Genomic DNA, 25,395 nt, shown 5'->3' on the forward strand with positions numbered 1-25,395 from the left:
TCATGTGTTGCTGCTGTTAAAGCGAACACAGAACAAATAATCATGACACAGATATAAATAACAGATCATACATAATAGACAGAGAATAATAAAGAAGAGTATAATGCCACATGAGCTCATATACATGACAAGATGAATGGGCAGGTGCGCATGACAGATAAAATATTTGAATTTAAGGAGAATAAGATCATGGCAAAGAAGACAAGAGCAGAGAGAAATTTAAAGTTTGAGACATTACAGTTACACGTAGGACAGGAGACAGCAGACCCGGTTACAGATGCAAGAGCGGTACCAATCTACCAGACATCATCATTCGTATTCCACAACTCACAGCATGCAGCTGACAGATTTGCACTCAAGGATGCCGGCAACATCTACGGAAGACTTACAAATCCAACAGAGGATGTATTTGAGAGAAGAATCGCAGCCCTCGAGGGTGGCGTTGCAGCATTGGCAGTTGGCTCAGGTGCAGCGGCAGTTACATATACAATTCAGAACCTTGCACTTGCAGGAGACCACATCGTAGCAGCAAAGAATATCTACGGCGGAACATACAATCTCCTTGCACATACACTCAAGGATTACAATGTAGATACAACATTTGTTGATCCACTTGATCCACAGGCATTTGAGGATGCTATCCAGGAGAACACAAAGGCTCTCTACATCGAGGTCCTTGGAAATCCTAACTCAGAGGTTTCAGATATCGAGACAATAGCAAATATCGCTCACGCACACAAGATTCCACTTGTGATCGACAGCACATTTGCAACACCATATCTCGTAAGACCTATCGAGTACGGCGCTGACATCGTAGTTCACTCAGCAACAAAGTTTATCGGTGGACACGGAACAACTATCGGTGGCGTCATCATCGACAGCGGTAACTTCGACTGGAAGGCATCAGGCAAGTTCCCACAGCTCACTGAGCCAAATGAGAGCTACCACGGTGTAAGCTTTGTAGACGCAGCAGGTCCTGCAGCATTTGTCACAAGGATCAGAGCTATCCTTCTCCGTGACACAGGTGCTACGATCTCACCAATACACTCATGGATATTCCTTCAGGGACTTGAGACACTGTCACTCCGTGTTGAGAGACATGTATCAAATGCACTCAAGGTAGTTGAGTACCTGAACAACCATCCGCTTGTTGAGAAGGTAAATCACCCTTCAGTATCCACAGATCCTGAGCAGCAGAGACTGTACAAGAAGTACTTCCCTAACGGCGGTGGTTCGATATTCACATTTGAGATCAAGGGTGACGCAGAGACAGCCAAGAAGTTCATCGACAACCTGGAGATATTCTCACTTCTTGCAAATGTCGCTGATGTTAAGTCGCTGGCTATCCACCCGGCATCAACAACTCACTCAGAGCTGAACGAGGCTGAGCTTATCGATCAGGGAATCAAGCAGAACACGATCAGACTTTCAATAGGTACTGAGAACATAGACGATATCATCGAGGATCTTGACGAGGCATTCAAGGCAATTCAGGAGTAATATATTTGCGGTGCGGCTTGCGACAGATATACTTGGTTTTCGCACCGCAAATCATATATTAAAATTTTGCAGTTAGAAAGAGAGGTTTTATACAATGAGCAATATTTATAAGAGCGCAGCAGAGCTTATAGGTAAGACTCCACTTCTGGAGCTTTCAAACATAGAGAAGAAGAATAATCTCAAGGCAAATATCCTTGCGAAGCTGGAGTACTTTAACCCAGCAGGAAGTGTTAAGGACAGGATCGCATTCCAGATGATCGAGGATGCGGAGAAGGACGGCACACTTAAGCCGGGCGCAACCATCATCGAACCTACATCAGGCAACACAGGTATCGGTCTTGCATCCATAGCAACAGCAAAGGGTTACAAGGCGATCATCGTTATGCCTGAGACCATGAGCGTTGAGAGACGTAACATCATCAAAGCATACGGTGCTGAGATAGTTCTCACAGACGGAACAAAGGGAATGAAGGGAGCCATCGCAAAGGCTGATGAGCTTTCAAAGGAGATCCCTGGCAGCTTTGTAGCTGGACAGTTCGTAAATCCATCCAATCCAAAGGCACACAGACTCACAACTGGTCCTGAAATCTGGGAGGATACAGACGGCAAGGTAGATGTATTTGTAGCCGGTATCGGAACAGGTGGAACTATCACAGGCGTTGGCGAGTATCTGAAGGAGAAGAATCCTGATGTAAAGGTCATCGCAGTTGAGCCTGCCACATCACCAGTTCTCTCAAAGGGTGTTTCTGGAGCACACAAGATACAGGGAATCGGTGCAGGATTTGTTCCTGACACTTTAAATACAAAGGTATACGACGAGATCATCGCTGTTGAGAATGATGATGCATTTGCAGCAGCAAAGGAGATCGCATCAGCAGAGGGAATCCTCGTAGGAATCTCATCAGGTGCAGCTTACTTTGCAGCAAAGCAGATTGCAGAGCGCCCTGAGTATGCAGGCAAGAATATCGTAGTACTTCTTCCAGACAGTGGAGACAGATATTACTCAACTCCGTTATTCGGCTAAATGGATATAAAGTAATTGCTGTGATATAGAATTTATATGGAAAAGCCACCACATCGTGTTTTGATGTGATGGCTTTTTTTGAAAGTACCCTTAATTAGCTGCATAAATAGTATACAATTGGATAACCTTAAAACTGATAGAACTTTGAGGGGAAATGCCCTTAATCGGGTTGACTTTCCCTTAAAATGTGCTAATATTTAAGGGAAAAGGAGTAAATTAAGGGAATGAGAACTTTTAATTACAGTAAAATAAAAGAAGAAAAATGGGATTCTGAAGTGCTTGGACTCATAGCTGCAATATATAGATATGCAGGTAAACAGGAACTGTATTTAAGACAGCGTCCAGATGAACTGGATAAGCTTGTGGAGATAGCAAAGATCCAGAGCACGGAGGCGTCCAATGCTATAGAGGGGATAGTCACAACAAATACAAGAATAAAGCAGTTGGTTGAGGAGAAGACCACACCGAAGAACAGAGCCGAGGAAGAGATAGCAGGTTACAGGGATGTGCTGGGGGTTATACATGAAAGCTTTGATGCGATACCTATAACTCAGAATTATATACTTCAGCTGCATAAGATGTTGTACAGTCATATGAATAACCCATTTGCAGGAAGGACAAAGACGGTGCAGAATTATATCAGCGCAACTTATCCTGATGGGCATACGGAAGTCCTGTTCACGCCGATGGCTCCATTTGAGACACCGGAAGCGCTGGACAGGATATGTGGGGAATACAACAGGGTGATCGGTAATTTCGAGGTGGAGCCGCTGATCGTCATTCCTGTTTTCATACATGATTTTCTGTGCATACACCCGTTTAATGATGGCAATGGCAGAATGAGCAGACTGCTCACAACGCTTCTGCTATATAGAAGTGGATTCTATGTTGGAAAGTATATTTCTCTTGAGGCAAAGATAGCGGGGAATAAGGAGTTATATTATAAGTCGCTTGGGAAAGCCCAGGCAGGCTGGCACGAGGGCACAGAGGACGTGATCCCGTTTATAAAATATCTCCTTGGGACAATACTGGCTGCTTATAAGGATTTTGAGGAGCGCTTTGAAATCGTAGAGGAAAAGTTGCCGGCGATTGAGATGGTGCGAAAAGCAATACTGCTGAAAATAGGAAAGTTTACAAAGCAGGATATAATGGAACTTTGTCCGTCTCTCAGCATCAGTTCGGTAGAGGGAGCACTCAGAAAACTCGTAAAAGAGGGCGATATAGGCAGAGGTGGTACAGGCAAGTCTACCTATTATGTCAGAATGAAATAACAAATGCTTGTTTTTTTCACTTTAGCTTGTTAATCTATTGTACGAAACATGAGATCAGTCGCTAATTGCCGGTGCATTTGAGATGGTGGGCAGATTGGGATAAGACTGATCTGAATGAATTGATATTAGGGGAAAAGGGATATAAGACTATGAAAAAACTATCAGATAGACAGAAAACACTTATAAAATGGTTGTGTGTGCTGGTGCTGGTCGGACTTATCATATATGTGTTCCGTGACATGGCAGGCCCTATAATGTCGCAGCTTGTAAAGACAAGTCCTGTGGTCGTGGCAGCTATTCTCGGAGCGACGCTTTTATACGGAGTGATAGAGAGCTGCATAACGTTTATCCTCATGCGACAGGTGGAGAACAATATGACATTTTTCGATGCAAATATTATGACGTATTTTGTGTCATTTTACAGGGTGTCAACGCTTGGGAGCGGTACCATAGTGGCATCCACATTGTTCATGAAACACTGCAGAATACAGCCGTCGAAAGCTCTTGGTCTGTACTCTATTGATTATGCGATACACAAGATGACCATATGTGTTATGGCGGTGGCATTGTTTCTTGCGAACAGAGAATATATGCTTGGAGTATTTGGCAAATACAGTTCATATGTTGTCCTCGGCGTTATAGCGACCATACTCATAACGATGGCGATAGTGCTCTTTGCGTGCTGGCCGCCGTTTCACAGATTCCTCAGATGGCTTCTTGAAAAAGCTGATGCTTTGTTTAAAGGACGATTTGCAAAGCAGATTGACAGTTTAAGTGGGCAGACAGCTATGATGGAGGATGCCACCAGGGTTGTACTTAAGAAACCGTGGCTTATAGTGGTAGTCATGCTGCTTGATATATGCAAGTTCGCGTGCTGGTTTGCCATACCTTATATAGTGTGTCACAACTTGTGTGATATGAATATTGTCACGTCAATAGGTATAACAGCCATGAGTGTCATGCTGGCGGCAGTCATTCCTATGCCGGGAGGAATCGGATCAAGTGAGCTTGTTATGACAGCAATCTATTCGGGACTTGTTGGTTCTGCTGCAGCCGGAGCCATGGCACTTCTCTATAGATTTGCCACATTCATGTTCCCTTTTATCATAGGTGCATTTACAGCCATATTCTTCAAGAGGTTCAAGAGATATAAGGCGGCGCAGAATGAAAAACAGGGAATCTAGTATGGCGATAGTATGGCGGATACAGACTCATAGCTGAACCGTTAAATGAGTTTATAAAGAACCGATATATATCAATGGTTAGCAAGATGCGTGGCAGGTGATATATATCGGCTGGTGAAGGGAAAAGATACATATGAAGAACATAGTCGCGGGCATACTGGCCCACGTTGATTCAGGCAAGACCACACTCTCCGAGGCGATGCTATACCAGACTGGACGTATCAGAAAGCTTGGACGTGTGGATCATCAGGATACATACCTTGATACAGACAGTCAGGAAAAGGACAGGGGAATCACGATATTTTCCAAGCAGGCGGAGCTTAACTTTGGTGATATGCATATAGCACTGCTTGACACTCCAGGACATGTGGATTTCGGAACGGAGATGGAGAGGACTCTTCAGGTCCTCGATTATGCGGTTTTGGTAATCAATGGCATGGACGGAGTGCAGAGCCACACGGAGACGCTGTGGAAACTGCTTGAGAGATATGAGATTCCTGTATTTATATTTGTAAATAAGATGGACATGACGGGGTATGGCAGGGAGTATCTCATGGACAATATCAGACACAGACTGAGTGATGGCTGTGTCGATTTTTTATGTGAAGATGCTGGTGAACACATAGCCATGTGCGATGAGAACATGCTGGAGAGATTCCTCGAGACCGGGGAAAACCGGGAAGATGACATAGCTAAGGCTGTGGCAGACAGAAAGCTCTTTCCTTGTTACTTTGGTTCGGCACTTAAAAATGATGGTGTGGCTGAGCTGCTGGATGGAATGAACAGATATGTGACAGAGCCTCGGCGAAGGGATGAATTTGGCGCGAGGGTATTTAAGATCGGCCGTGATGACAAAGGAGAGAGGCTGACCTATATGAAGATCACAGGGGGAACCCTGAGACTAAAGGATGTACTCACGCTTACAGGCAGACAAGGAGAGGAAACACTTGAAAAGGTAAATCAGATAAGGGTATACTCCGGTGCAAAGTATGACATGGTGGATCATGTCACTGCGGGCTGTGTATGTGCTGTTCCGGGACTGGTGAATACCTACGGCAGACAGGGAATCGGTGCCTGCCCGGATGGAGAGCTTCCAAGTCTGGAGCCGGTTCTCAGCTATAAGGTCATGTACCCGACTGATGTGGATGCGGTCACGATGGTGTCAAAGCTTAGACAGCTGGAGGAAGAGGATCCATTGCTGCAGGTGCAGTGGAATGAGGCAGCCGGTGAGATATACATCAAGGTCATGGGCCAGGTGCAGCTGGAGGTCGTGGCGCAGATGGTCAGAGACAGATTTGGCATAGCCATCACGTACGGTCAGGGCAGGATATCATATAAGGAGACGATTGCAGCTCCGGTCATGGGAGTGGGACACTTTGAACCGCTCAGACATTACGCTGAAGTACATTTGCTGCTTGAACCTATGGAAAATGGCAGCGGTATGTGCTTTGACAGCATTTGCAGCGAGGATGTTCTGGACAAGAACTGGCAGAGATTGATCCTGACTCATCTACAGGAAAGGGAATTCAGAGGGGTGCTGACGGGATCCCCGATCACGGATATGAAGATAACTATCACCGCAGGCAGGGCACATCAGAAGCACACCGAGGGCGGTGATTTCAGGCAGGCGACATACAGGGCTGTGAGACAGGGACTTATGATGGCGGAAAGTGTCTTGCTTGAGCCGGTGTATGCATTTAAAATAGAGGTGCCGCAGGAGTATGCGGGCAGAGTGCTTGCTGACATAGTGAAGATGAGCGGCAGCATGGACGGACAGGAGATATCTGGTGAGACAACGGTTATCACTGGACATGCCCCGGTATACACTATGAGAGAGTATTATAGTGAGCTCACGGCATTTTCCAGAGGTACAGGCAGGCTTCAGGTGGATATAGACGGCTATCAGCCATGTCACAACACCGAAGAGGTTCTGACTGAGAGACATTATGATCCTGAGCTTGACAGGTTTAACCCATCATCATCGGTATTCTGTGCCCACGGTGCAGGTTATCTGGTTGATTGGTACGATGTGTATGAGAACATGCATGTGAAGGAGGATCCGGGATTTGAGATCTCAGGTCAGCTGGGGTATACAGAGGATGGCGATGTTACGGATATTCCTGTGAACAGGCCGGGAAAGAGCGTGTCGGATATGTCCATCACGGACGAGGAACTCAGCGAGATATTTGCAAGGACATTTGGCGGAGATTACAAGGATAAGGATGTGGCACTGAACGGAAGGTTCAGGAGAACCACATCAGAATATAAGGTAAATGGAACTTCCGGCAGAGGAAGTGATGGCACAGCCGGAGGCGGCGCGTCTGTTGGTACGGCAGGAGATTCTTCAAATTCGGGATATCGTGGAAATGGACAGTATAATAAGAGTCAGTCCAGAGACAGACAGCCCGGGAATGGGCCTCTTGTGGGCAGCAGGCCAGCCGACAGGGGAATAGCGACACCTGGAGCATTTAAGCGCAGAAAGACTGGCGAGGATTATGTCATAGTGGATGGTTACAACGTCATATTTGCGTGGGATACACTTCGGGAACTGTCGGAGCACAACATAGACTCCGCCAGAGGTAAGCTCATGGACATACTGTCAAACTATCAGGGATATATGAACTGTAAGTTAATAGTGGTATTTGACGGCTACAAGGTGAAGGACAACAAGGGCGAGAGATTCCCTTATGATGATATAGAGGTGGTGTACACCAAGGAGGGTGAGACCGCGGATGCGCATATAGAAAAGCTCACACATGAGCTTGCGAGAAAGCACAAGGTCACTGTGGTCACATCGGACGGACTGGAGCAGATAGTCACCATGGGCCAGGGTGCAATCCGCATGTCCTCAAGAGACTTCAAACTAGAGGTCGAGAGAGTGAACGAACATTTGAGAGAGAATTATTTGAAAAACGATTGAGAAAATTTGATCAAAACAATTAAGCTGAACTATTTGATTCTGGCTTATTTGATAGATACTTAAAAGGAAGAAGGAAAAAAGGTTTGTCAGGGCAAAATTGCCCGACGAACCATACATAATTACGGAGAACAGCGAGGCTTAACAGTGTATATAAACCAAGCTGATGGGTATGCCTTCGCAGGGGCATTTGAGCCCGCCGGTCCTTAGATGGTGCGCTAAGCAGCATCTTAGTACCGCTGCAGGGCGAAACGAGCGGGAGCGTCCCCTGAGAAGGCATACCCATCAGTTTGGTTGCAAAACACTAGAACCGAGCGTCCGTGTTAATAGGAGGGCAATTTGGCAGATTATATAATGGCGCTGGATCAGGGAACGACCAGCTCAAGGGCGATAATATTTGATAAGGAAGGCAGGATATGCTCAGTGAAACAGAAGGAGTTCACCCAGCATTTCCCGAATAACGGCTGGGTGGAGCATGACCCTATGGAGATATGGGCAACCCAGATGTCGGTGATGATGGAGGCGAGGGAGACCATGGGAATCCGCACCGAGGACATAGCCGCAATAGGAATTACCAACCAGAGAGAGACAACCATAGTGTGGGATCGAAAGACCGGTAATCCGGTGTACCATGCCATAGTGTGGCAGTGCAGGAGAACTGCGGACAGGATAGAGCAGCTTAAGGCTGAAGGATATGACAAGGTGATAAGAGAGAAAACGGGACTGATAGTTGATCCGTATTTCTCTGCAACGAAGATAGAGTGGATACTTGACAATGTGCCGGGAGCCAGGGAACGCGCAGAGGCAGGGGAGCTGATGTTCGGAACTGTTGACACATGGCTTATATACAAGCTCACAGGCGGAAGAGTCCATGCAACGGACTACACAAACGCATCGCGTACCATGCTATTCAACATTCATACACTGGAGTGGGACAGGGAATTGCTTGCAAAGTTCAACATACCGGAGAGCATGCTTCCGGCAGTGAGAAATTCCAGTGGGATATACGGATACACGGACAGAGAGATATTTGGCGGTGAGGTGCCTATAGCGGGAGTTGCCGGAGATCAGCAGGCCGCGCTGTTCGGACAGTGCTGCTTTGAGGCCGGTGATGTGAAGAACACCTACGGAACAGGTTGTTTCCTCCTCATGAATACGGGGGATAAGGCAGTTGACTCGCAGCAGGGACTTCTCACCACCATAGCCATAGGACTTGACGGAAAAGTCAGCTATGCGCTTGAGGGAAGTGTGTTTGTGGCTGGAGCAGCCATCAAGTGGCTCAGGGATGAGATGAAGCTCATAGACAGTGCGGCGGATACTGAGCGCATTGCTCTGTCGGTGCCGGACAGTAATGGTGTATATGTGGTACCTGCGTTTACTGGCCTTGGCGCTCCTTACTGGGATGCGTACGCCAGAGGGGCAGTGTTCGGCCTCACAAGGGGAACAAATAAGGCGCACTTTGTCAGGGCGACAGTTGAATCACTGGCATATGAGACATCGGATGTTCTTGCAGCTATGGAGATGGATGCAGGACTTTCAATCACAAGCCTTCGAGTGGACGGTGGTGCAAGTGCCAACAACTTCCTGATGCAGTTCCAGGCAGATATAGAGAATGCCGAGATAGTGCGGCCTGTGATCACGGAGACAACAGCTCTGGGAGCTGCATATCTGGCTGGACTTGCGGTTGGCTACTATGACAGTCTGGATGAGATCAAGGGCTACTGGAAGGCCGACAGAAGATTTAAGCCGGGGATAACTGAGGATAAGAGGGAGAAGCTCCTTGCAGGCTGGAAGGATGCTGTGGAGAGAACGAGAGTGACAAGGTGAATATGAAAATATATATAGAAAGAAAAAAACAATGGGTAATGAGAAAAGTAGGAGGGACTTATGTATTTAGTATTTGATGTAGGGGCAACATTTATAAAGTATGCGTTAATGGACGATGAGGGCAATATATCGGGAAAGGGTAAGACTCCAACCGACAGATATGCCGAGGCTGGAACTCCGGCATTTGTGGCGCAGATCAAGAAGGTGTATGACGAGAAGGTACTGGACTGTGACATAACAGGAATTGCCATGGGGCTTCCTGGACAGATAGATGTCGAGCGCGGCATAGTGTACGGCGGTGGCGGGATCAAGTATCTTGATGGTGCACATCTTGGTGATCTCATATCAGAGGCATGCGGCGGTGTGTCTGTAGCCCTTGAGAACGATGGCAAATGTGCGGCTCTCGCAGAGTTGTGGCTGGGCAATGCCAGCACGGCTACAAATGCAGCAGTCGTTGTCGTGGGTACAGGAATCGGCGGTGGAATAATCATTGACAGAAAGATCCACAGAGGCAAGAGACTTCTGGCAGGTGAATTGTCATATGCCCTCATGAACATGACAAGGGAAGAAGCTGATAATGTCAGATGCTGTGAAGAGCTGACTGTTGAGGAGACATTTGAATATAACCCGTTCATGGTAACCTCAACATGTACTGCAAGCTCCATTACATACAAGGCATCCAAGATAATGCATATGAAGCCAGAAGAGGTGACCGGTGAGATGGTATATCAATGGATAGATGAGGGCAATCAGGAGATCATAGATATGGTTGAGGACTCATACTTCTCCATAGCAAAGCTCTGCTGTAACCTGTACATGACGATAGATCCGGATGTCATACTTATCGGAGGTGGAATGAGTGCCAATCCGAACTTTGTTCCGGGGGTTAAGAAGTATGTGGACAAGATAAGAAAGATTACAAAGACCTACGATGGCATGGTTATCGACACATGCAAGTTCCGCAATGATTCGAATCTTCTTGGCGCGTTGTACAATTATAAGCAGAAGTATGAGGGCGTGAAATAAAATCGCAATAAAACAAACGTAAGATGGAGATGAACTGGAACAGATGGTTCATCTCTTTTATAAATACTATTGAAAATGTAAATCCATGGAGGGAAAATTATGATAATCACAAAGAAACATGGACTCCCGGAGAATTTTCTCTGGGGAGCATCGACAAGCGCATATCAGGTTGAGGGTGCCAATCTGTCACACGGCAAGGGTCCAAGTGTGCAGGATATCAAGACAGTTCCAGCGGGAACAAGTGAGCTGGACGTGTGCGCTGATTTTTACCACAGATATGCAGAGGACATAGCCCTCATGGCTGAGATGGGATTCAAGACATTCAGATTCTCCATCGCGTGGAGCAGGGTCCTCCCAGAGGGAACCGGCAGAGTCAACCAGGAGGGAATTGACTTCTACAACAATGTGATAAATGAGTGCCTCAAGTACGGAATCGAGCCGCTTGTCACAATGTTCCATTTTGATCTTCCTGCGGCTCTTGAGAAAAAAGGTGGCTGGTCGAGAAGAGAGAGTGTTGACGAGTTTGTTGAATTTGCAAAGCTTCTCTACACAAATTATGGCGACAGAGTAAAGTACTGGCTGACTATCAATGAGCAGAACATGCTCACACTTGTGGGTGACGTGATCGGAACCTGCAACATGGAGGGCGTGACAAATAAATACAAGAAGCTTTACCAGGAGAATCACCACATGCTCCTTGCTCAGGCAAAGGCCATGAAACTTCTCCACGAGATGTGCCCTGGAGCAAAGATTGGTCCTGCCCCGAACATCTCTCTGGTATATCCTGCCACATGTAAGCCGAAGGATGTCCTGGCAGCACAGAACTTCAACGCGATAAGAAACTGGCTTTACCTTGATATGGCAGTGTATGGAAGATACAACGACCTGGTGTGGAAGTTCCTTGAAGAGCATGACGCTATCCCTGTTATTGAGGCTGGAGATATGGATATCATGGCGCAGGCAAAGCCTGATTTTATAGGTTTCAATTATTATAACACTGCAACGGTTGAGTGGGATGACAGCCCGGTTGCTGTGACGGACTCGGAAAAAAAGGATCAGCAATCAGCCGGTATTGAGCCGGGGGTATACAAGGCGTATCCAAATCCAAATCTTCTCCGCACAGAGTTTGGCTGGGAGATAGACCCTGACGGCTTCAGGGCAACTATAAGAGAGATGTACAGCAGATATCACCTTCCTATGATTGTGACAGAAAATGGTCTTGGCGCATATGACAAGCTTACAGAGGACGGCAAGGTACACGACGACTATCGTATAGAGTACTTAAGAAAGCATATAGAGCAGATTAAGCTGGCAGCAGACGAGGGCGCAGAGATGATGGGTTACTGTCCTTGGTCAGCAATTGATCTCGTGTCCACCCACGAGGGAATCACCAAGAGATACGGCTTTATATATGTCAACAGAGATGAGTTTGACATGAAGGATCTTGCGAGATACAGAAAGGATTCCTTCTACTGGTACAAGAAGGTCATCGAGACTAACGGCGAGGATCTGAGCTAGCTTGTAGTTGAGTAAAAGCACTGGGAGACTGGTGTTTGAGTTATAATAGGACCAAGTTAGATGAAAACCAGTAAAATCAAGGGGTTATGCCTAATTTAGTCCTTATTTTTATACCAATTTAGCGGTAGATAAGGCAGCGCTGTTATATCAAAACCGAAAATCCAAGTCAGTATCACAGATGTCCACAATCAGTCTGAGAGTGAATCTGTGCGCTTAGATTAGGTACAATTTTATATCAAAACATTTAGTGAGGACTAAATTAGCATTTAAGATGGAATATTCCATCAGCTGGTTTGGTCCTCTTTTTATTTGAGAGGAGTGGTCGAATGGGCAAGGTGTTAATTTGGTTCGTAATCATTATTAGTACAGTGGTTCTCTACTGTCTTATGAAAGTTAAGGCAGAGAGTGATGAACTGTATGAGGAATTAATGAAAAAGCATTTTTATGGCAGGTCTGATGATATTCCTGCATCTGACAAAACCGAGCACTTGAAAGGGTGTGGGTAATTATATGAAATTTTGCAAAACAATAATGCAGACAATACAGAAAAAAAGTGAAAGGAACATGAATAACAAGTTAGAAGTAATCGGCATTGATCATGGTTGGTCAATGATGAAAACAATCTTTCAGGTATTTGTCACAGGAGTTACAAAGGCAGTGCTTGCACCTATGAAAGCAGTGAAAAAGATGCTTGTATCAATGAAGCTTCATCTGGACGCTTCGATTGATAAGTTGGATAATCTGGCTATGAATGTGCAGCTTGATAAGGAAAAGCATATGGAAAATGCGAAAGCACAGGAACAGACAGAGCCGGAGAGGGCAGAAGCTGAGCGAGTAGAAGCAGAGATTGTATATTCGCCGATGGTCGCTGAACCACAGGAGTATCAGTATAATGCAGATGCATTTGAGGCTAGAGGTGCGGATGAGGTGAAGCAGGAAGCGTCACATAAGGAAGTATCAAAGGTAAGAGAAGATAAAGCCAGATAGATATGAGGACGTGGGAGAGATTCTGCGTCCCAACGTCCGTGTGGGCTTGCTTTTATTCGGATATTCGTATATAATGTATCGTGTTGAGTATTATCCATGCGGAGGTGCGGTATGAACGGGATCAAGGGCTATATCTCCATTCGGGAGGCGTCTTACCGTTGGGGCGTGTCAGAGCGGCGGGTCAACCAATACTGCACCGAAGGGCGGATCCCCGGCGCGTCCCGGTTCGGGCGTTCATGGGCGATCCCGGAAAATGCGGAGAAACCGTCCGACCCGCGCTTTCAAGGACAGCACCGCGATTCCGGCAGGACAAGCACCTGACGGATACCCCTCTGCATGGGAAGCATCCGCAAAAAGGAGGTGAACGCTATGGCCTGCGACGAGAGCTTGTACCGCCAATATCTGAACGGCGACGACGAAGGGCTCAATGCCCTGATGAAAAAATACGGCGCCCCCCTGACCCTGTATATCGACGGCTATCTGCACGACGTTCACGAGGCGGAGGAGCTGATGCTGGACGTTTTCGCCTATCTGTTCACCAAAAAGCCGAAGATACGGGACGGCGGCTTCAAGGCGTATCTCTATAAGGCGGCGCGGCACATGGCGCTGCGCCATAAGAGCAAACGGAAGCCCCTGTTCAGCCTCGATACGCTGACCGGCGAGCCGGACGGACGGCTGCTGGCGGAGGAGGTCATCCGGACGGAGGAGCGCAACCGCGTCCTGCATTGCTGCATGAGCGAAATAAACCCGGACTATCGGGAAGTCCTCTATCTCACCTATTTTGAGGATATTAGCTACGCGCAGGCGGCGGAGGTCACGGGAAAAACGGTAAAACAGATCACCAACATGGTGTATCGCGGAAAAAAGAGCCTGCGAAGGCTCTTAGAACGGGAGGGGATCACAGATGCGGAGTTATGAGGAGCGCGTCGCGGAGACAAAGCGGCGCATCGCCAAAATTGAGCGGGAGAAACGGCGGCGGCGCAATACGGTCACCATGGCTTCCGCCGTGGCGGCGTGCCTTGCGTTGCTCATTGGCGCGTCCCTCGCCATGCCCGGCATTGCCGCGAGCATCCAGACAGGCGACTACTCCGGCTTTGAAACGGCGGCAAGCATCTTTCACGGCGGCGCTGCCTTGGGATACATCGTCATCGGGCTGCTGGCTTTTTTACTCGGCGTGTGCGTGACCGTTCTGTGCTTCCGGCTGCGTCAGATGAGCCGAGAGGACGGGCAGGACAGGGAAAGCGAGGATGCGCATGGAGCTGATTGAGAACCTGCTGCAACTGCTGACCACGTTCGTCGGCGCACTGCTTTCGGGTATCGCCTACCGAAAAAGTGGGCGGCAGACGTATTTCCTGCTGCTGTGCTTCTACGGCTGCTTTGCCCTCGGCGCGCTCTACTGGACGCTGTATCTGCTGCTGTTCGATACCACACCGCGCGTTTTCTATGTCTCGGAGTTCGGCTGGGTGGCCAGCGTAATTTTCCTGCGCATTTTGCAGGCCACGCTCACCACTCAGGACGAGCGCAGCTTCCGCAGCCGCTCTGCATGGCTTTCGCCGCTGATCGGCGTACCGCTGCTGGCGTTCTACTGCACCTTCGGGGATATTCTCTCCAACCTGATCTGGTGCGGCATGATGATTTGGCTCTCCTTCTGCGCCATCCGTGGACTGGTCTACGCCAATGGGCAGACAGGCACGGCGCGGAATATGCGGTACTACCACATCGGCGTGCTGTGCTTTGCGTTTGCGGAGTATCTGCTTTGGACGGTGGGCTGCTTTTGGCCGGATACCTCTCTGGCAAGCCCCACCTTCTGGTGCGATATGCTGCTGACGCTCGCCATTCTCGGCCTGCTGCCCGCCACGAGAAAGGCGGTGGACGCATGACCTACATCGAAAACATCTTCCTCTGCATGGTATCTCCCCTGCTGGTGGCCGCTTTGTGCATGGGCAGGCGGCAGCTCCGCTTCTTCCTGTTCTGCATTGCCGGGATGGGGGTGTGCCTGCTTTCGGCCTATATCAACACCTTCCTCGCGGCGGTGTGTCAGGCGGACGCCCTTGCCGCCACGGCGGAGATCGCGCCGGTGGTGGAGGAAATGATGAAGCTGCTGCCGCTGGTGTTCTATCTTCTGGTATTCGAGCCGGAGGGGGATAAAATCAAGGTTGCGGCAATAACGGTCGCCCTCGCCTTCGCCACCTTCGAAAATGTGTGCTATCTGATCCAAAACGGCGCAGACCGCTTCTCCTTCATCTTCTTCCGGGGCTTCGGCACGGGAGCAATGCACGTCCTCTGCGGACTGATCGTAGGCGGCGGTCTTGCATACACATGGCAGCGGACGTGGCTGAAGGTGGCCGGCACTTGCGGTCTGCTGTGTGCGGCGATAACATTCCACGCCACCTACAATCTGCTGATTGCCTACGGCGGTACGGCGCAGTACATCGCCTACGCCATGCCGGTGCTGCTGGTGGCGGCGGTAAGATTGTCTGCTTTCCGATTATCGCAGAGAAAATAACTGAACATCCTCTACTTGAGAGCTGCTTTTTGGCGGCTCTCAAATTTTTTTAAAAAATTTTTCGTTTTTGGTGAGAGTTTTTTCGATTTTTTGTACCTATATAAGTGAAAGGGTTTTTATTACAGTTTCAGACAAACCGGGAAGGGGGTCAAAGGATATGTACGATACCGCAAAACGGGTCGCACTCGTCAAACAGCGGGTGTGGGAAAACACCCGCCGGAGGCAGCGGCGGGGCATATATAGATTGAGCACCGCGTGTATGCTGCTGTGTACAGTGCTGATGCAGGCGGCGGGCATGATCATCGGGAAGGGACAGACTGCCACAAGGGGAGTGTTCGGCACGATGCTTCTTCGGGAGGACGCGGGCGGCTATGTGCTGGTGGCCATCGTTTCCTTTGCGGCAGCGGTGGTAATTACAGTCCTGTGTTTCCGGCTCAGAATCAGAGAAAACCAGAAAAAAGACGGGACGGACAAGCCGAACCGATACGAACAGGAGGAGACAAGCCAATGAAGAAACGAATACTCAGCATCCTGGTGATATGCTGCATGGTATTGGGTCTTTTGCCCACAACAGCCTTTGCCGATAATGACAGTGTAAAAAAAGCCATACAGCTTGGCACAAGTGGGATCAGCGGTTATGACAGTACAAACAGCAGCTATGACTATATTCATTTTGGCACATGGAATAACAGCACCGTCAAATGGCGTGTGCTGGATACAAAAACCAATATGCCCAATGCCCGGGAGGAGGACGGATTTTTTCTGCTCTCTGATGCACTGCTTGGGACAGGGGAATATGGCGGCGTAGAATTTGATTATACGACCCCATATTTCAACGACTGGAAGGGCAGCCGTGCGCAGGACTGGTGTAATGACTTTTACAGCAGAAGTCTCAGCATTACGGAGCAAAAAGCTGTTTTGGCAACCAGCAAAAGTGATGCTCTATACGGTATGTACTATGCCGCTTCTGACAACATCCTGGATGGGGACAAGGTGTTTTTCCTCTCGGCAGAGGAAGCGGAAAATGCAGCCTACGGATTTACCGATGACAATGCGCGTATCGCCAATTATGGCGATAGTGCATACGTATGGTGGCTCCGTTCTCCTAGAAAAATGAACCCTGATTCTGCGGGGACGGTCAATGAAAAGGGCGCTGTGATCGGTGAATGGGTAGGCCAAACCAACGCAGCCCGTCCTGCCTTCAACTTGAAGCCGGACTCTGTCCTCCTCGTTTCTGCAGCCGTTGGCGGCAAAGGTACTGCTGACGGAATGTTCAAAATCCCGGAATACAGCGGGGACGAATGGAAATTGACACTTTTGGACGATACCCGTACTTTTAGGGTAACGGAAACTACCGCAGCAGGAAAACCAGGCGGCACGGTTACGCTGAACTTTTCCGGGCCGAGAACGGGGCAGAATGAATATATTTCTGCGATTATCGAGGGTAAAAACGGTGCGACCCACTATGGAAGAATTATGAAGCCCACTGCCGCAGACAGACAGCTCAGCTTTACACTGCCGCATGACCTTGCCAGCGGAAATTATAAACTCCATGTGTTCTCCGAGCAGTATAATGGTGATTACCAGACTGACTACGCCAGCCGATTTCAGACGGTAGCGTTGACGGTGGAGGAGGCAGCCACCGAGCAGTTTGCCCTCACTCCTGGCGGCACTTATTACTTTGACCTCTCCGGTGAGAACATTCCAGGCACAATAAACGATGATTTACCGGACAAATCAATGCACTATGTTCCCTTTACCTATGCAGGGGCAGTGAACGCCTACAAGCTCACATCTGCGATGGCAACCACCGAGGAGTATGCACAGCAGTATAAATACGACCACAGCCTGTTTATAGCGGACCATGCCGTAACGCATACGGTAAGCTGGGATGACTTAAATACGAAAAGTCTGATTTTCGGCAAGGACTATGTCGCCGGCGGCGTGGACTATACCCTGCGCGCACCGTCTGTGGGAAGTGACTATACAGGCTCGGATGAGTCCCAACGCGGCGTGCCCCAAAGCAACGAATGGGACACGATGCTGAACAAGAACAGCGGATATATCCAAAACTGGAATGGAATGTATTCGTGGGGACAGGATACTGTTTCTGTCGACGCGTCGGACCGTGCGGTTCGCGGGTACATTTCGGCCCGCTTCTGGAACTTCAGCTATGCTTCGTACTCCTATCCGATCGTCGGTTTCCGCCCCGTCCTTGAAGTCCCGAAACCTGACACACTGGGCTCTGACGGACTGAAGGTCGTTACCCTTGACCTTGGCGGCGGCAAATTGGGGAATAGCTCCGAGGATATTCAAATCATTGTGAAAACCGGCAGCGAGTTTACCGCGCCTGCGTCCGGCGGTTTGACCCGCCCGGACGGAAATACAGGCAGCTACTTTATGTGGCTCGGAAGCAACGGTAAGCTCTACGCCCCCGGCGACAACGTTCCGGCGGACGTTACCAAGCTCACGGCGCAGTTTGCTTTATCAGAACAGTTTTCCCTCAAGCCCGGCGGCACCTATTACTTTGACCTATCGGCAATGGGTATTCCCGGCACGGTGAACACCGGGAACGAAGACGGCGCAGTTTCTTTGCCTGATACGTCGCTGCACTATGTTCCCTTTACCTATGCGGGAACAATAGAAGCCTACAAGCTCACGTCTGCGATGGTGACCACCGAGGAGTATGCACAGCAGAACAAATACGCCCACAGCCTGTTTGTGGCGGACTATGCCGTAACGCATACGATTAGCTGGGGTGGCCTGAATGACGAAGGTCTGATTTTCGGCAAAAATTATGCCAGCGGCGGCGTGGACTATACCCTGCGCGCACCGTCTGTGGGAAGTAACTATACAGGTTCGGGCAATTCCGAACGCGGCGTGCCCCAAAGCAACGAATGGGACACGATGCTGAATAAGGACAGCGGATATATCCAAAACTGGAATGAAATGTATTCGTGGGGACAGGATACTGTTTCTGTCGACGCGTCGCTCCGTGCGATTCGCGGGTACACTTCGGCCCGCTACTGGAGCTCCACCACTGCTACGAACTCCTATCCGGACGTCGGTTTCCGCCCTGTCCTTGAAGTCCAGAATCTTGGCACGCTGGACTCTTACGGACTGAAAGCCATTACCCTTGATCTTGGCGGCGGCAAGCTGGGTAACAGCTCCGAGGATATTCAAATCATCGTAAAAAACGGTGAGAGCTTTACCGCGCCTGCCTCCGACGGTCTGACCCGCCCCAACGGAGATACCGGCAGCTCCTTTATGTGGCTTGGCAGCGACGGCAAGCTCTACGAACCGGGCGATAACGTTCCGGCGGATGTAGCCAGGCTGACGGCGCAGTTTGATGAGCAGTTTACTCTTACGACCGGCGACACCTATTGGTTTGACCTCTCCGGCGTGGGCATCCCCGGCACGGCAAACAGCAGCCTGCCGGATACGTCGCTGCACTATGTTCCCTTTACCTATGCCGGGACAGTGGATGCCTACAAGCTCACGTCGGAGATGGTAACCACCGAGGAGTATGCACAGAAGAACGAATATGTTCACAGCCTGTTTGTGGCGGATTATATCGTGACACATACAGTAGGATGGGATAACCTGGATGACGCAAGTCTGATTTTTGGCAAAAATTACGCCACCGGCGGCATAAGCTATACGCTGCGTGCGCCGTCCACGGGAAGTGATGGTACAGGCTCGGGCAATTCCCGACGCGGCACGCCCCAAAGCAACGAATGGGACAGGATACTGGACAAGGACGATGGATATATCAAAAACTGTGGTGAGGTGCATTCGTGGGGGCAGGATACTGATAGTTCTTTGTTGGTGAACCGTGCGCGTCGCGGGTACAATTCCGCCCGCAACTGGAGCGACTGGAATGCTACGTGGTCCCGCTCTGGCATCGGTTTCCGTCCTGTCCTTGAGGTCCTGAACCCGAAAACCCTGGGCGCTGACGGGCTGAAAGCCATTACCCTCGACCTTGGTGGCGGCAAGCTGGGCGGCAGCTCCGAGGATATTCAAATCATCGTAAAAAACGGTGAGAGCTTTACCGCGCCTGCCTCCGATGGCCTGACCCGCCCGGATGGAAATACCGGCAGCTACTTTAAGTGGCGTGGCAGCGACGGCAAGCTCTACGCACCGGGCGATAATGTTTCGGCGGATGTGGATAAGCTGATGGCACTGTTTGATGATTCGGGCAGTCATACCGTGACCATCACCACGGATGCCCTGCCGGACGGCAAGGTGGGTGAGGCGTACAGCCAGACCCTGGCAGCCGACGGCACTGCGCCCATCACATGGAGCATCAGCGGCGGCGCTCTGCCCGACGGTCTGAAGCTGGATGAGAATACCGGCGGGATCAGCGGAGAGCCCACGGCAGAGGGAACTGCCACCTTCACCGTTAAGGCGGAAAACAGCGGGGGCAGCGATACAAAGGAGCTGTCTATTACGATAACCAAAGACGCACCTACCGAGTATACCGTCAGATTCAATGCCAACGGTGGCGGCGGCACAATGGCAGATGTCACCGGCGTTTCCGGCAGCTACACCCTGCCCGCCTGCGGTTTTACTGAACCGGAAGGCAAGCAGTTCAAGGGCTGGTCAACCAGTGCCGACGGTTCGGTTATTTCCGGCACGACCTATGAAGTAAGCTCGGATACTACCTTCTATGCAATCTGGGAGAGTAAAGAGTATTCCATCATCGTAACGGACGGCAAAGCGACAATCGGTGCAGGAAGCGAAATCAGTAAAGCGGCGCAAGGCACAACCATTACTCTGACCGCAAATGCGGCTCCTGATGGTAAGGTGTTTGATAAGTGGGTAGTAGAAAGCGGCAACACTACTCTTGAAGATGCGAACAGTGAAACCACTACTTTCATAATGCCTGACAGTGAAGTCAGCGTGAAAGCGACCTACACAATTCCCCATACCCATACCTACGATCAGGAAATTCAGAAGCCGGAAACCCTCAAGTCGGCTGCCGACTGCACCAACGATGCAGTATATTTCAAGAGCTGCTCCTGCGGAGAGATCAGCACAACAGAAACCTTTACAGCAGCAGGTACACAGCTCGGGCACGCATGGGCAAGCGATTGGAGCAAGGACACAGACAATCATTGGAAAGAATGCTCTCGCTGCCACGAAAAGAAGGACGAGGCGGCTCACGATTACGGTAGCGATAACATCTGCGACACCTGCGGATATGACAATACCGTACCGCATACGCACAATCTGACCCTCGTTCCCGCAAAGGCTCCTACTTGCACGGAGAAAGGCAACACGGCATATTACACCTGCGACGGCTGTGACAAGTGGTTTGAGGATGCAACCGGTGCATCCGAAATTACCGACAAGACAAGCGTAATCCTTGCGGCAACAGGTCATAGCGCTTCCGACTGGAAGTCCGATAATACCGATCACTGGAAAGAGTGCACCGTTGTCGGCTGCGGCGTGATCATCGAGGGCAGCAAGGCAGCGCATACCGCCGGCGAATGGATCATCGATACCCCGGCAACAGCTACCACAAGCGGCACAAAGCATAAGAAATGCACCGTCTGCGGTTATACGATGACAATCGAAACTATCCCGGCAACCGGCGGCGAGCATACTCACAGCTACGGCTCCGACTGGAAGAACGATGCTACGAACCACTGGCATGAGTGCTCTTGCAGAGATAAGGCCGATAAGGCGGCACACGACTTCAAGTGGGTTGTTGACAAGGAAGCGACCGCAACGCAAAAGGGCTCCAAGCATGAGGAGTGCAGGGTTTGCGGCTACAAGAAGGCGGCAGTTGAGATTCCGGCTACCGGAACACCGACTGAGCCGGGCAAGCCGACCGATTCGGATTCTCCGCAGACCGGTGACAACAGCAATATGATCCTTTGGATCGCACTGCTGTTTGTCAGCGGCGGCGTAGTGATCGGCATCACCGTTTACAGCAAAAAGAAGAAAGAAAACGCTGAATAAATCAGCTGCGAACCTTTGAGCAAAGGGCGGTGACGGACATTGCCGTCATCGCTCTTTCGCTTGGACTGGAGAAGAAATCTTCCATTGATTTATAGCCTGTCCACTTCATAAAGTGACGTATGTTGTTGATATAGGTATCTGCAGTTCGGGAGGACCTGTTACGAATCAGGCATTCCTCTCTGAGCTTGTTAAAATATTTTTCGTACATAATAAACCTCCATGATACTAGTAACGTTAATGAGTCACTGCCATCATGGATGTTCACGTATTAAAGATACCCTCTTGAGAAAAAGAGATTCTGGTGTTATTCTATTCATGGCAGTGTTAATGATGATCCTGTTCGATTGTTATTTTGTGGTGATTTAACAATACTACTTTTAGGGCTCATTATCTACTGCCTTTTTAAGTTAAAGAGAAAACTGTGCCACAGCCTTCTCAGGCCATCGCACAGCGATTTAGTTCAATTTCAGTTTGCAGAGCTGAGAAGATGAGTTGGACATAATACCCAGCTCAATCTTCCACATGGAATACATCTTCCACCAGCATATTAAAGTATTTTGAAATCCTAAGCATAAACTCGGCGGAGGGGGTGCTGTCCCCACGCTCTATCCTGCCGACAGTTTTGGTGCTGTATCCGATAGCAGCGGCAAGGTCATCCTGGTAAATGCCACGCTGTTCTCGGATTTCTCGGATATTATTGGTAACCGCCATAAAAATCCCTTCTTTCAGTTCTATAGATATTTTCTTATTGTCAATTATGCAAAATGATGTGTCCGATAAAAAGGACTTGCAATTTTATCAGCAATGTCCTGTGATAGCAGAAGCATCAGATTTTCCAAGAACTTTTCCAAATATGTCTAAGCGGTCGTTTTCTCCAACCTTGATAGGTGCATACTTTTCATTAAGCGAGATAAGGAAAATTCCGTCTTTATTGTTTTGTAATTTCTTGATGTAGGCTTCTCCGTTTAGAGCGAAGATGCCGATTTCTCCATTAGCAACAGATTCCTGTTGTAATACCCATGCAATCTGACCATCGTGGAATTCAGGTTCCATACTGTCACCACTAATGCGGACACCGAAAGTAGTATCTTCCGGCAGGATAGATTCATCTATGCGTACAGTCTCTTTCGGTCCGTCTACAAGGAAGTTACCGGTTCCGGCTGATACGGCATTTTCAAAAATATCAATGCTACGGAATGGAATTATCTTAGCAGTCTGCTTTTCATACATTCCGGATGCGTGGAGCAGATTGATATAATCCATAGCCTTTTCCCTGCCTTCATCAGTAAGTGAGGAGAAAGGATCAGTAGGATTTACTCCAAAATATGCCTCATACATGTTAGTAATACCAAGGATTCTACACACTTTGTAAAATATGGTAACGCTTGGTTCAGCAAGATTTCTCTCCCAGTTGGATATGGCTTTATAGGAAATGGTAATGCCTTCCTTTGCCAGTTCATCAGCGAGATCCTGTTGGAGCAAGCCTTTCTTTTTTCTATATGATGAAATGATTTCTCCGATTGAGTACATACATACGCCTCTTTTCTTTCATTTTGTTGATTTCAAATGTCTCTTTTCACTCCATAGTATATAGCAATAGTGCCAATTATTCAAGTTAAAAATCCAATATAATGAGAAAAAGGACACATGTGTCCGTTGACAGTCGATTATTCTTGGGGTTATACTATGCCCTGTAAGAAACATTACTCATATACTTGGACTAAAGGTTATGGTAGTGACAGATTAAATGCAGGAGGTTATGCAGATGGGAGACAGGGTAATACTTCATTCAGATATCAACTGTTGCTATGCTTCGATTGAGCATCTGCATCATCCGGAGCTTGCAGGAAAGCCACTGGCAGTAGGCGGTGACCCGGAGGCAAGACATGGGATTGTCTTAACAGCCGACCATATTGCCAAGAAGTACGGTGTGAAAACAGGAATGGCACTCTGGCAGGCAAAGCAGGTCTGTCCGGACATAACATTTGTATCACCAAGAATGGACTTATATCTTCGGTTCTCAAGAATGGCTCATGAGATATATGCAGAATATACGGACAGACAGGAGCCATATGGAATTGATGAGTGCTGGCTTGATGTGACAGGGAGCAGTTCCCTTAAAGGAGATGGATTGCTCATTGCACAGGAAATCAGCAGGAGAATGAAGTCAGAGCTTGGCATCACAGTAAGTGTTGGTGTTTCTTTCAATAAGATATTTGCAAAGCTTGGTTCCGGAAGCAGCAGAAGTGGTTAAGCTGATATTTGAACTGACCGCACAGGGCAAAAGTAAAACGGAAGTGGCAAATTACCTAAATGCTCAGGGTATTGATACACCATCTGCATATAAAAAGAGAAAAGGAAGCAGAAACTTTTTTCATGTAGTTGAAGTAAAAAGTCTGTGGAGTACTTCTTCTATCCGGGATATATTAAACGATGAAGTTTATCTTGGAAAACTGATATGGAATAAAACTAAGAAGAGGATAGGCAGCAATAACACTTCAAGCTATGTTCCTAAAGACGAATGGATGGTGATAGAAAATTGCCATGAACCCATTATTACTCAGGAATTATTTGATATGGCACACGCTAATTCAAAAAAATGTGTTCGTTTAAAGCGTGGTAAGAGAAACTATAATCCGTTTTATTATTGTGGTGTGTGTGGCAGAGCTTTAGCACCCAGCAAAAGGATAAAAGGTGACATTCTTCTTTGTTACTCGTCAAGAATTGAGGAAAATTCTCCATGCAAAAACAACAGGGTGGAAATTGCCAAGGTTGAAGATGCAATCATGAAAATTGTAAATATGTATGCAACAGCTTATCTGGATGAGAAAGGAATAAAGAAAGCTGGTAAATCGAAAGAAGTATCTCCGGAAGAAAAGATTGCAACACTTGAAAAGAAGGTGAAGAGCCTCAGCAGTAAAAAGATGATGTTGTATTCTGATTATAAGGATGACAAGCTCACAAGAGAAGAGTATGTCAAGCGTTCAAAGGCGATGGTGGAGCAGATTGATGAATTGCATCAGGAAATCGAACAGCTTAAAACAGAAATACCGTCAGAAGATAATTCTTCTAGTAAGTTTGAGACACAGTTAGAAAGTATCATCAATATGGAATCTTTTGATAGAGAGAAAATCCAGAAGGTAATCAAAAAAGTGATTATCAATGGAGAGGACAATATAGAGATTGTATGGAATACAGATGATCCATTTTTCAAGTAAGATGGATGCTTATGGAGTTTGGAGTGTCGAGAAAATATGGCACTCCTTTCTTCTGCAGGCATAAGTATTGCTTTCAATATACTGCGATAGCAGGTATAATGGAAAGTGATATTTGAGGGTACAAAAAATCAATTTTTTTTTGGTCTAGGGTTGACACGAGCAGGGTGAGAGTTGCTTGAGATTTGTTTGGATTAACATGATCAAGTCAGATTATCTCAGATGACAGCGAAAACAAGAAAAAGATAAAAAAATTATCCCAGAATCGACCCAAATAGCCCAAAGGATACAAAGTTCCAGAAAATTGTATCTTTTGGGTTGTTTTTTATTTATTTGCGATATAATTGTGCTAAAACGTAGATTTACTTGCATAAAAGATAAAATAAAGTCCTTGCATTAATTTATTTATGTGCTATACTAAATAAAGTCACTAACATACACCAACGCGTTAAA

21 protein-coding genes and 1 pseudogene are annotated in these 25,395 nt (G+C 48.1%); 19 read left to right on the forward strand and 3 right to left on the reverse strand.

Translation table 11 applies throughout. The features are described from left to right. Positions 1–189: 189 nt before the first annotated feature. The 17 genes from DXD11_RS08215 (at position 190) to DXD11_RS08295 (ending at position 21,727) form a co-directional block, all read left to right on the forward strand. Positions 190–1,500: an O-acetylhomoserine aminocarboxypropyltransferase/cysteine synthase family protein gene (locus tag DXD11_RS08215; RefSeq protein ID WP_015534026.1), complete on the forward strand. Its 1,311-nt coding sequence runs from the start codon at positions 190–192 to the stop codon at positions 1,498–1,500. A gap of 94 nt (positions 1,501–1,594) precedes the next feature. Beyond that, on the forward strand, positions 1,595–2,524 hold the full coding sequence (cysK, locus tag DXD11_RS08220) for a cysteine synthase A (protein WP_118758161.1): 930 nt from the start codon (positions 1,595–1,597) through the stop codon (positions 2,522–2,524). A 224-nt stretch (positions 2,525–2,748) separates the two neighbouring features. Continuing rightward, positions 2,749–3,795, forward strand: coding sequence for a Fic family protein (locus tag DXD11_RS08225; protein ID WP_118758162.1), 1,047 nt, complete (start codon positions 2,749–2,751; stop codon positions 3,793–3,795). A gap of 149 nt (positions 3,796–3,944) precedes the next feature. Then, on the forward strand, positions 3,945–4,979 hold the full coding sequence (locus DXD11_RS08230; RefSeq protein ID WP_117874825.1) for a lysylphosphatidylglycerol synthase transmembrane domain-containing protein: 1,035 nt from the start codon (positions 3,945–3,947) through the stop codon (positions 4,977–4,979). A gap of 133 nt (positions 4,980–5,112) precedes the next feature. Next, complete coding sequence (locus DXD11_RS08235) at positions 5,113–7,899, forward strand: translation factor GTPase family protein (RefSeq protein WP_118758163.1); 2,787 nt, start codon at positions 5,113–5,115, stop codon at positions 7,897–7,899. Between the two features lie 336 nt (positions 7,900–8,235). Continuing rightward, positions 8,236–9,723 (forward strand): glycerol kinase GlpK, encoded by a 1,488-nt coding sequence (gene glpK / locus DXD11_RS08240; protein WP_118758164.1) that lies wholly within the window; start codon positions 8,236–8,238, stop codon positions 9,721–9,723. A 60-nt stretch (positions 9,724–9,783) separates the two neighbouring features. Next, positions 9,784–10,749 (forward strand): ROK family protein, encoded by a 966-nt coding sequence (locus DXD11_RS08245; RefSeq protein ID WP_015534022.1) that lies wholly within the window; start codon positions 9,784–9,786, stop codon positions 10,747–10,749. Positions 10,750–10,848: 99 nt separating this feature from the next. Beyond that, complete coding sequence (locus DXD11_RS08250; protein ID WP_055224569.1) at positions 10,849–12,267, forward strand: glycoside hydrolase family 1 protein; 1,419 nt, start codon at positions 10,849–10,851, stop codon at positions 12,265–12,267. 326 nt (positions 12,268–12,593) lie between these two features. Further along, positions 12,594–12,773 carry a hypothetical protein gene (locus DXD11_RS08255; RefSeq protein ID WP_055238209.1) on the forward strand — a complete coding sequence of 60 codons (180 nt, stop codon included), beginning with the start codon at positions 12,594–12,596 and terminating at the stop codon, positions 12,771–12,773. Positions 12,774–12,831: 58 nt separating this feature from the next. After that, positions 12,832–13,254, forward strand: a complete 423-nt coding sequence (locus DXD11_RS08260) for a DUF6674 family protein (RefSeq protein WP_118758248.1) — start codon at positions 12,832–12,834, stop codon at positions 13,252–13,254. A 111-nt stretch (positions 13,255–13,365) separates the two neighbouring features. After that, positions 13,366–13,575 carry a DNA-binding protein gene (locus DXD11_RS14215; protein ID WP_158579429.1) on the forward strand — a complete coding sequence of 70 codons (210 nt, stop codon included), beginning with the start codon at positions 13,366–13,368 and terminating at the stop codon, positions 13,573–13,575. A gap of 48 nt (positions 13,576–13,623) precedes the next feature. Further along, on the forward strand, positions 13,624–14,172 hold the full coding sequence (locus DXD11_RS08270) for an RNA polymerase sigma factor (RefSeq protein ID WP_243105838.1): 549 nt from the start codon (positions 13,624–13,626) through the stop codon (positions 14,170–14,172). Then, a complete protein-coding gene (locus DXD11_RS08275) occupies positions 14,159–14,521 on the forward strand; it encodes a DUF4179 domain-containing protein (protein WP_118758166.1) in 363 nt (120 codons plus the stop codon). The genes DXD11_RS08270 and DXD11_RS08275 overlap by 14 nt, the downstream gene beginning before the upstream one ends. Next, on the forward strand, positions 14,508–15,134 hold the full coding sequence (locus DXD11_RS14535) for a histidine kinase (protein ID WP_227572938.1): 627 nt from the start codon (positions 14,508–14,510) through the stop codon (positions 15,132–15,134). Before DXD11_RS08275 ends, DXD11_RS14535 begins: the two co-directional genes overlap by 14 nt. Then, positions 15,131–15,760 carry a PrsW family glutamic-type intramembrane protease gene (locus DXD11_RS08285; RefSeq protein WP_243105839.1) on the forward strand — a complete coding sequence of 210 codons (630 nt, stop codon included), beginning with the start codon at positions 15,131–15,133 and terminating at the stop codon, positions 15,758–15,760. Before DXD11_RS14535 ends, DXD11_RS08285 begins: the two co-directional genes overlap by 4 nt. A 157-nt stretch (positions 15,761–15,917) precedes the next feature. Next, entirely contained in the window at positions 15,918–16,271 is a 354-nt protein-coding gene (locus DXD11_RS08290) for a glycosyltransferase (RefSeq protein ID WP_118758167.1), read from the forward strand. Next, positions 16,268–21,727, forward strand: coding sequence for a DUF6273 domain-containing protein (locus tag DXD11_RS08295; RefSeq protein WP_243105840.1), 5,460 nt, complete (start codon positions 16,268–16,270; stop codon positions 21,725–21,727). Before DXD11_RS08290 ends, DXD11_RS08295 begins: the two co-directional genes overlap by 4 nt. 1 nt (position 21,728) lies before the next feature. On the opposite strand, the gene DXD11_RS08310 is transcribed toward DXD11_RS08295, so the two are convergent. From DXD11_RS08310 to DXD11_RS08320, 3 genes are all read right to left on the reverse strand, one after another. Further along, a complete protein-coding gene (locus DXD11_RS08310) occupies positions 21,729–21,935 on the reverse strand; it encodes a hypothetical protein (protein WP_117781706.1) in 207 nt (68 codons plus the stop codon). 302 nt (positions 21,936–22,237) lie between these two features. Beyond that, the gene (locus tag DXD11_RS08315) at positions 22,238–22,438 is read right to left on the reverse strand and encodes a helix-turn-helix transcriptional regulator (RefSeq protein ID WP_004611564.1); all 201 of its coding nucleotides are present in this window, start codon (positions 22,436–22,438) and stop codon (positions 22,238–22,240) included. An 87-nt stretch (positions 22,439–22,525) separates the two neighbouring features. Continuing rightward, the gene (locus DXD11_RS08320; protein WP_118758168.1) at positions 22,526–23,257 is read right to left on the reverse strand and encodes a helix-turn-helix domain-containing protein; all 732 of its coding nucleotides are present in this window, start codon (positions 23,255–23,257) and stop codon (positions 22,526–22,528) included. A 235-nt stretch (positions 23,258–23,492) separates the two neighbouring features. Here DXD11_RS08320 and DXD11_RS08325 point away from each other — a divergent pair. Both DXD11_RS08325 and DXD11_RS08330 read left to right on the forward strand, forming a co-directional pair. Beyond that, positions 23,493–23,960: pseudogene (locus DXD11_RS08325) on the forward strand (DNA polymerase Y family protein); the annotation flags it as partial. 13 nt (positions 23,961–23,973) lie between these two features. Continuing rightward, entirely contained in the window at positions 23,974–24,945 is a 972-nt protein-coding gene (locus DXD11_RS08330; protein ID WP_243105841.1) for a recombinase family protein, read from the forward strand. Positions 24,946–25,395 lie beyond the last annotated feature (450 nt).

It is taken from the genome of Coprococcus sp. TF11-13, from assembly GCF_003481085.1.
GTDB lineage: Bacteria > Bacillota > Clostridia > Lachnospirales > Lachnospiraceae > Coprococcus > Coprococcus aceti.

What these genes read in the sequence shown, in the direction of transcription:
- DXD11_RS14535 (WP_227572938.1), top strand. Translation starts at nt 14,508, where the DNA reads ATGGAGCTGATTGAGAACCTGCTGCAACTGCTGACCACGTTCGTCGGC.
- DXD11_RS08215 (WP_015534026.1), top strand. Translation starts at nt 190, where the DNA reads ATGGCAAAGAAGACAAGAGCAGAGAGAAATTTAAAGTTTGAGACATTA.
- DXD11_RS08310 (WP_117781706.1), bottom strand. Translation starts at nt 21,935, where the DNA reads ATGTACGAAAAATATTTTAACAAGCTCAGAGAGGAATGCCTGATTCGT.
- DXD11_RS14215 (WP_158579429.1), top strand. Translation starts at nt 13,366, where the DNA reads ATGAACGGGATCAAGGGCTATATCTCCATTCGGGAGGCGTCTTACCGT.
- cysK (WP_118758161.1), top strand. Translation starts at nt 1,595, where the DNA reads ATGAGCAATATTTATAAGAGCGCAGCAGAGCTTATAGGTAAGACTCCA.
- DXD11_RS08295 (WP_243105840.1), top strand. Translation starts at nt 16,268, where the DNA reads ATGAAGAAACGAATACTCAGCATCCTGGTGATATGCTGCATGGTATTG.
- DXD11_RS08290 (WP_118758167.1), top strand. Translation starts at nt 15,918, where the DNA reads ATGTACGATACCGCAAAACGGGTCGCACTCGTCAAACAGCGGGTGTGG.
- DXD11_RS08315 (WP_004611564.1), bottom strand. Translation starts at nt 22,438, where the DNA reads ATGGCGGTTACCAATAATATCCGAGAAATCCGAGAACAGCGTGGCATT.
- DXD11_RS08225 (WP_118758162.1), top strand. Translation starts at nt 2,749, where the DNA reads ATGAGAACTTTTAATTACAGTAAAATAAAAGAAGAAAAATGGGATTCT.
- DXD11_RS08230 (WP_117874825.1), top strand. Translation starts at nt 3,945, where the DNA reads ATGAAAAAACTATCAGATAGACAGAAAACACTTATAAAATGGTTGTGT.
- DXD11_RS08250 (WP_055224569.1), top strand. Translation starts at nt 10,849, where the DNA reads ATGATAATCACAAAGAAACATGGACTCCCGGAGAATTTTCTCTGGGGA.
- DXD11_RS08275 (WP_118758166.1), top strand. Translation starts at nt 14,159, where the DNA reads ATGCGGAGTTATGAGGAGCGCGTCGCGGAGACAAAGCGGCGCATCGCC.
- DXD11_RS08320 (WP_118758168.1), bottom strand. Translation starts at nt 23,257, where the DNA reads ATGTACTCAATCGGAGAAATCATTTCATCATATAGAAAAAAGAAAGGC.
- DXD11_RS08255 (WP_055238209.1), top strand. Translation starts at nt 12,594, where the DNA reads ATGGGCAAGGTGTTAATTTGGTTCGTAATCATTATTAGTACAGTGGTT.
- DXD11_RS08270 (WP_243105838.1), top strand. Translation starts at nt 13,624, where the DNA reads ATGGCCTGCGACGAGAGCTTGTACCGCCAATATCTGAACGGCGACGAC.
- DXD11_RS08245 (WP_015534022.1), top strand. Translation starts at nt 9,784, where the DNA reads ATGTATTTAGTATTTGATGTAGGGGCAACATTTATAAAGTATGCGTTA.
- DXD11_RS08285 (WP_243105839.1), top strand. Translation starts at nt 15,131, where the DNA reads ATGACCTACATCGAAAACATCTTCCTCTGCATGGTATCTCCCCTGCTG.
- DXD11_RS08235 (WP_118758163.1), top strand. Translation starts at nt 5,113, where the DNA reads ATGAAGAACATAGTCGCGGGCATACTGGCCCACGTTGATTCAGGCAAG.
- DXD11_RS08260 (WP_118758248.1), top strand. Translation starts at nt 12,832, where the DNA reads ATGAATAACAAGTTAGAAGTAATCGGCATTGATCATGGTTGGTCAATG.